Source organism: Pseudoalteromonas fuliginea (assembly GCF_000690055.1).
Lineage (GTDB): Bacteria > Pseudomonadota > Gammaproteobacteria > Enterobacterales > Alteromonadaceae > Pseudoalteromonas > Pseudoalteromonas fuliginea.
The window spans coordinates 1-7,499 of sequence record NZ_JJNZ01000087.1 but is presented as its reverse complement, the minus strand read 5'-3'; the positions used below and the strand labels follow the sequence as shown (position 1 = coordinate 7,499).

General features: G+C 38.3%; 5 protein-coding genes and 1 pseudogene. 2 read left to right on the top strand and 4 right to left on the bottom strand.

Translation table 11 applies throughout. The annotated features are described in order from the left end of the window. Positions 1-315 precede the first annotated feature (315 nt). Positions 316-1,289 (bottom strand): annotated as a pseudogene (locus tag DC53_RS0120780) (transposase). A gap of 245 nt (positions 1,290-1,534) precedes the next feature. Then, on the bottom strand, positions 1,535-2,467 hold the full coding sequence (locus DC53_RS01930) for a LysR family transcriptional regulator (protein ID WP_045984395.1): 933 nt from the start codon (positions 2,465-2,467) through the stop codon (positions 1,535-1,537). 98 nt (positions 2,468-2,565) lie between these two features. Between DC53_RS01930 and DC53_RS01935 the strand changes: the two genes are divergently transcribed. Beyond that, on the top strand, positions 2,566-3,735 hold the full coding sequence (locus tag DC53_RS01935) for an MFS transporter (protein ID WP_033031897.1): 1,170 nt from the start codon (positions 2,566-2,568) through the stop codon (positions 3,733-3,735). Between the two features lie 434 nt (positions 3,736-4,169). Here DC53_RS01935 and DC53_RS21445 read toward each other — a convergent pair whose 3' ends face one another. Then, a complete protein-coding gene (locus tag DC53_RS21445) occupies positions 4,170-4,664 on the bottom strand; it encodes a DUF5071 domain-containing protein (RefSeq protein ID WP_050484173.1) in 495 nt (164 codons plus the stop codon). A 307-nt stretch (positions 4,665-4,971) separates the two neighbouring features. Between DC53_RS21445 and DC53_RS01940 the strand changes: the two genes are divergently transcribed. Continuing rightward, positions 4,972-5,799 (top strand): phytanoyl-CoA dioxygenase family protein, encoded by an 828-nt coding sequence (locus tag DC53_RS01940; RefSeq protein ID WP_033031895.1) that lies wholly within the window; start codon positions 4,972-4,974, stop codon positions 5,797-5,799. A 532-nt stretch (positions 5,800-6,331) separates the two neighbouring features. On the opposite strand, the gene DC53_RS01945 is transcribed toward DC53_RS01940, so the two are convergent. Beyond that, positions 6,332-7,306 carry a transposase gene (locus DC53_RS01945; protein ID WP_033031893.1) on the bottom strand — a complete coding sequence of 325 codons (975 nt, stop codon included), beginning with the start codon at positions 7,304-7,306 and terminating at the stop codon, positions 6,332-6,334. Positions 7,307-7,499 lie beyond the last annotated feature (193 nt).

Here is a 7,499-nt window from a genome sequence, read left to right as displayed (position 1 = left end):
CTGTCTGTAAAATGTGCTTTTTTCATAATTTTCTCCTGTGTTTACAATAAGAGAAAATTCTACGTTTGGCATCTATTATTTTTCGGGGGGATTACCCGAACACTGGCTCAATACAGAACTAAACAAGACAGCCACTCTATTTTTAATCTGGCTATTCACTTTTAGGTTGAGAATTTATCTTTTAATATTGGGTTACTTTTATTTCATCCATTAAATAAGTTATTAGCACGTTAAAACCTGAATGACACGCATGATAATAACTACATAATTGCAGTTTTAATGTTTACTGAATGGTTTTACTAAGTAGCTTAAGTATTATGCGAGTAGCTTTTCGCAGTTGCTAATATTTGATCGCCGTTTCCGCTTTAAGTTTTCACAGTAACTTGCTTGTGAAGTGGGCCTGCCTACTGCACCATGAAATACGCGCGTAAATTGCGTAGTCAGTTTTAACCAGTTCTCTGGGGAGATATTAAGCCTTTCTAACAAAGGTAGGTTCATGTTATCAATATACCCGCGTTTATCCTCTCGTATTATTCGCCCTGTTAGCTCAACAAGTTCAAGGTACGATTTAAGCTCAAACGGCAGCCCTTTAGGCATAATCTGACGTGGCATACCTGAAAACGTAGTAACTGTTTAGGTTGTTTACCTTCTTTCGCGCATGTTAAACGCTTTTGTACACTGGTATGGTCTGACTCTTCTGGTGTGTTAGCCATTTTAGCCCTAATGGGATTTAAATCGACATAGGCCATACACGCTGCAAGTGCTGCTTCATCTAGTAATGCTTGCGATTTAAATCTACCCTCCCAGAATCGCCCTGTGCAGTTATCTTCTTTATTTGCTCTGCGCGCAATGTCTTCATTTAATAGCCGCATAAACCAGCTGATACTCGCTAGGCGTTCGCGGTATTGTTTAACCGTTTGATTGAAAAAGATGAGTTCAACTTTACTTAGCTTTTCACCTTGTGCATATTTTTGCGTAAGTACGGTGCCTTTACAGAGTTTATGCCAGCGAATAACAATCGCTTTATCATTCAGCCTATTCGCTTTCTTATCATCTACATACAGTACTAAATGGGTGTGATTACTCATTACGGCATAAGCACATATATCAATACAAAATACTTTAGCTAATTCAAGTAGTTTATCTTCAACCCAGCCTCTACGATGCTCGTAAGACTTCCCAGTAAAATGGTCTTCACCACACAAAAATGCACGACGAACACAGCGTGAAATACAGTGATAGTATTTTGTATCAACCAAACTTACTTGACGCTTTCTTGCAATTGCCATAAGACACCCTGCTCGTTTTTTGCACTAACTAAAACGTAGTCCTAAATTTTGAAAAGAGCAAAATTTAGGATGGGTGTCATTGTTAATTAGTGTTAATTAGCGCTCTTGCCCTGCTCTCTTTTATACCTTATTTGATATAAATCAATTTTATACCTTATTTGATGTAAAACTGATTGCGCATGTTTCTTATAGTTTTTAACCCTTAGCCATTTAAACCTTTTTGTTGAACTGTAAATAACAGCGAATTATTTAACTGAGGTATTAAAAATACGTTTTTCAATAAACAGCATTTTCTCAACTAGGTAATCTACAAAAACTCGAATTCTAGCTGGGGTATTTTTACCGCCAATAAATACAGCATGAATCGCTTCTTTATCTTGCGGATTAAAGGCTTCAAGCAAAGGTACAAGTTTGCCACTGGCGAGTTCGTCTTGCACATGAAAACTACCCACTCGAGTAATACCTATTCCCTGTAATGCCAGCTCAACAAGAGTTTCACCATTATTAGCAATAATATTGCCGCTAACAGGGAGCATAAAATTGTTACCTTCTTCACGAAAAGGCCAGCCGGGTTCAAAGCGCCTAAAGTTGAAGTCTAAACAATTATGATCTTGTAAATCTTCAGGTGTTTGAGGAACGCCTGCTTTAGCTAAATATTCAGGCGAGGCAAGAACCACTCTGCCTGTTTCACCTAACCTACGTGCATTTAAAGCGCTGTCAGGTAAGTGGCCAAAACGAATAGCAACATCAACTTGGCCAGCACTTACATCGCTTATTTGATCAGTTACGTCTATCTCGATGGTAATGTCTGGATAGCGCTGTAAAAATTCTTTAAGTACCGGCACTAAGGCAAGGCGACAATGAGCCGTTGCAGTGCTCACTTTTATATTTCCACTTGGGCTACCGCGGTTAGCAATTGTCGCTTCGGTATCGTCTAAGTCTTTTAAAATTCTGCGAGCTGCTAATGCGTACGACTCGCCCTCGCTAGTTAGCCTTAAACTACGCGTGCTTCGCACAATAAGTCGAACACCTAAACGTTTTTCAATACGTGTCATTATTCTACTAACGGCAGACGGCGTAAGACCCAACTCGCGAGCCGCACCACTTAAACTGCCTACACAGGCAACCGCTAAAAATGTTTCCATTTCGGCGGTTCTATCAGTTTTTCCATGCTTCATTTGTGATTCCAATGCAAAGCTGAATGTATTTAACCCTACTATTAAAGGATTGGAGAATTCGTTATATTCCTCCGCATCACAAATTAACGAGTTTTTACATGAAAATCAATGTTCCTTTATTAGCACTTGCCATTGGTGCATTTGGCATTGGTGTTACTGAGTTTTCACCAATGGGAATGCTACCTAGCATTGCGAACGATCTAGCGGTTTCAATTCCTATGGCCGGCTTACTGATTAGTGCCTACGCCTTTGGTGTTTTAATTGCCGCACCTTTTATGACCTTAGCTTTTGCTAATATGCCACGCCGCCGTTTGTTGGTGTTATCTATGGGTATTTTTACAATAGGTAATCTTATTTCCGCAATGGCAGACAGCTACAACGTGTTGTTAATTGGCCGCATTATTACCTCATTTAACCATGGGGTTTATTTTGGTGTTGGCTCAGTTGTGGCCATGAGTATAGTGCCTCCCGAAAAACGAGCTGGCGCAGTTGCGGCAATGTTTTCGGGCTTAACCATAGCGACTATTGGCGGTGTGCCTTTAGCAGCTTATGTTGGCGAAACTATAGGATGGCGTCCTGCGTTTTTTGCTATCGCTATAGTGGGCTTAATCACTATGCTCGCCTTAAAAGTGTCTTTACCACCTTTGGTAAATAAAGAAAAAGCCAATGTGCGCGACGAACTTAGAGTACTGATGAAAGCGCCTGTTTTAGCGGCATTGTTATTAACAGTTGTTAGCTCAAGCGCTATGTTTACGGTATTTACTTATATAGTACCTATTCTGCAAGACGAAGCTCAAGCGTCTACCTTGTTTGTTACATCAATGCTCGTGTTATATGGCGTAGGACTCACTGTAGGTAATGCATTAGGTGGAAGGTTTGCAGATCGCTCGCTTGATTTAACCTTAATTGCCTCGTTAGTAGCGGTAATTGTATTGTTATTAATATTTTCAGTAACAACGACCTCAAAAGTTATTATTGTACCGTTAATATTTTTATGGGGCATAGCCAGCTTTGCATTAGTGCCGCCATTACAAGCGTTGGTTGTACAAGAAGCTAAAGAAGCACCAAATCTAGCTGCAGCCATGAACATAGGGGCTTTTAACTTAGGTAATGCGCTAGGTGCTGTATTAGGCGGAGTAATGATTAATGCCGGTTTTGGTTTAGCTTCTGTGCCGCTTGCAGGAGCAGGTACAGCAATAATCGGTTTAGTTTTAGTGCTTATTTTTAGACGCGGCAGTTACCGTTCAAACAAACAAGTACTGGCTTAATAAATCATACTATAAATCGGTATATCGCCTACATAACGGGTATACCGATTTTAGTTTTTCATTCAAACCAAACAAATTCTTCCTTATTATATTCAAGCACATTCAGATTTTATTCCCTTGTTTAAATAAAGCATCAAAAATAAAAATTCAAAGCAAAATTTAGGATGGGTGTCATTGTTAATTAGCGGATCATAAACCTGGTGAACCATGTGAACTTAGTTTTGTTGATGCGAAGCGAATTATAGAAAAGAAAGAAACTAAACAACGTGCTCGCGATCGTAAACAACGCTCTAATTCTAGTAACCCTTGGGGTAACTAAAATAGTTTCAGCTTAATGTTATTAGAGCTGCTGTAGTTTACACCACTCTAATAACACTAAATTCATTCTCATTCTGTCTATTTATTATGATAATCATACTATTGCAAATAAAAGTTTAGAGTTTATGTTCACCTGAAGGAAGTGAATAGAGAGCCCTATTTGCAGCCTCAAGTGTTTCTTTTATCCAGATGTTGTATACAAACAGATTTCTCTTTGCTATCTGCGCTATTTCGTCGGCTGGGATCAGTTCTTTATCTGTTAAAACACGTATTGCTTCAAAATCACATTCATCAGAGCCTGTTGCAGATGCCCATTTTTTTAAATCGTTTACGCATTCATTCAATGTTTCATCGTCGTAGCAGGAAATTATTTGAGTAATAAGGGAATATCTCCAGTCATTGTCGGCTTTATTTGCTTCAACAAGTACCCTTTCGACTTCATTTTTGCCAAGCTTTATAAAATATTGATATATTGGGCCAGCAATAGGCCAATTAGGATCGCATGTCCAAGATAATAACTCGTCTAGGTATTCCGTGTTTTGTGGATAACCTATAGCAATAATTTCATCTACTGCCGCTTGATCCCCTTTATCTAATATTTTATTAGTCATTTGTATTCCTTTTTATATACTTGATTATTCAGCTGTATGGCGAAATAGCAAGTGTTAATTACCCCAATCTAATAGTACTGTAACAGCAATTTTTGATCATCTATTAACTAAATACAGACACCAAGGTACTATAAGTATGAGCTTCGTATCGTTGTATAAATCTGACTTTATTAGTACTTTACATACTTCAAGATTAAACCACTTTTGAGCCAATATTGTCATTAATAGTAAATGAATTAAATGCAGTAACGCCGTTAAACTTTGGCAAAATATATTGGTGTGATATTACTAAAAGGAAACTTTTAATATGCAAACTAACTTGGTGTCAGAACAGTTTAAACAGCAAGGCTTTGTATTAATTAAACAATTAATTGAACCTAGTACAATTGCTAAACTTCAAAACTTTTGCCAGCATTTGGATGATAAGGCAAAGTCACACTACTTTTTAGGACAATCACTCGATAATATTGCCATCACCCAAAATGCGGATACCCCATATATATCGCGTATCAATTCACTTTTTCTATTTGAACCTCAATTCGCTTGCTTATTAGCACATACTAAACTCATGAATTACGTTGTGGCTTTAATTGGTGAACCCGCTTTACCGACCTATGAATCAATTGTAATTAAGCATTCACAAGATACGCACGGTTTTGATTGGCACCGTGATATGCCCGTAAGCACGCAAACACCAATTATAACAGTCGGTATATATTTAGATGACGCAAAAGCAGAACATGGGGCTTTAAAGGTGATCCCTCGTTCTCATTTTAGCCCATTAAGTGTGTGCGATATAAAACGCCAGTTAACAAATTCGGAGTTAAAGAGCTTAGATGTTACAGCCTGTGCAGGAGACGTAGTAATACATCATGTAAATACAGTTCATTCATCAGCAAGGCAGGAAGCTCAAGCAATACGCAGAACTATATACTTTGAATTTAGGGCTTTATCGCACCTTATCAATAATCCGATATTTCCAAATGAATGGATTAAAAAGCGCCAAGCACTCATGAAGAACATACAAACACTCAGCGCAAAAAACCTTCAACATGATATACAACTACCCAGTGATTTTTATGAAACGCAAATACAAATGGAGGCGGCAGAATATTGTATCGAGTTTACCAAATGAGTACTCTGTTTATATTTGCGAATTTATGCTGCGTTATCGCCTATTTATGGGGAACACCACACACCATAGGCTCTGCCTTGCCTAAATACCAAACGTCTGCTGCAAATTAAGCCACTAAAGTTATTGTCACTTGTTTTTATTAAACGTGATTAAATAACAGTTCAGCATAACGTGTCATTGGTACATTTATTATTCTTTGTAACGCGATTGCTTTATCAAATAATTCATCTTTACTCAATGAAGGTATATTATTGTTAAATGCAAAAATAATTTTATTACCACCTTCTATCATAAAACTAAGAATGTGCCCTTCAAACTCTTTATCAAGCAATTGACTAAACTAGACAGCCACTCTAATTAAACAAATAAAACTGTGCTATTAAATTTACTTTTTCAGCTAAAAATTTATCTTTTACTATTGGGTTACTTTCATTTCATCCAGTAAATAAGTTATTTGTACTCTTAAACCTAAATTACGCGCATGAAAATGCTCCGCATTATGCAGTGTTAATTTTTTGCTAAGTTGTACGTTTTATGCGAGTAGCTTTTCGCAGTTACTGATATTCGCTCGCCGTTTTCTGTTTAAATTTTCACAATAACTTGCTTGTGAGGTTGGTCTGCCTACTGCACCATGAAATACGCATGTAAATTGTGTGGTGAGTTTCAACCAGTTTTCAGAGGAAATATTGACTCTTTCGAGTAAGGGTAACTGTATACTCTCAATATACCCTCGTTTGTCTTCTCGTATACAACGCCCTGTTAACTCAACAAGTTCAAGGTACGATTTAAGCTCAAAGGGTAGCCCTTTTGGCATGATTTGACGTGGCATGCCTGCAAAGCGGAGTAATTGTTTTGGCTGCTTGCCTTCTTTTGCGCATATTAGCCGTACTTGAGCACTGGTATGGTCTGATTCTTCTGGTGTCTTTGCCATTTTGGCTCTAATGGGGTTTAAATCTACATACGCCATGCAGGCCGCCAATGCGGCTTCATCTAATAACGCTTGCGAACTAAAACGTCCCTCCCAAAACCTGCCAGTGCAGTTATCTTCTTTATTTGCCCTGCGCGCAATGTCTTCATTTAACACCCGCATAAACCAACTAATACTTGATAGACGCTCTCGATATTCCTTTACTGTTTGATTAAAAAAGATAAGCTCAACTTTACTTAGCCTTTCACCCTGTATGTACTTTTGCGTTAACAATGTGCCTTTGCACAGCTTGTGCCAGCGAATAACAATCGCTTTATCATTCAGCCTATTTGCCTGTTTATCATCAACATACAACACTAAATGCGTGTGGTTACTCATAACGGCATAAGCACAGACGTCAATACAAAACACCTTGGCTAACTCAAGCAGTTTGTCTTCAACCCAGCCTCTGCGGTGCTCGTAAGATTGACCCGTAAAATGGTCTTCACCGCACAAAAACGCACGACGCACGCAACGTGAAATACAGTGGTAGTACTTTGTATCAACCAAACTTACTTGACGCTTTCTTGCTATAGCCATAAGACACCCTGCTTGTTTTTTGCACTAAACAAAGGCTAGCCTCTAACTTCGAAAAGTGCAAAAATTAGGGTGGGTGTCACTGTTAGTTTCCATACCAAGAAATACAACCAACAACATATACAACTATTTCGCGAAAACTGTAATAAGGTATAGCTCCGCTCCTTAAATCATCTATTGCGCCAATAAATAAACC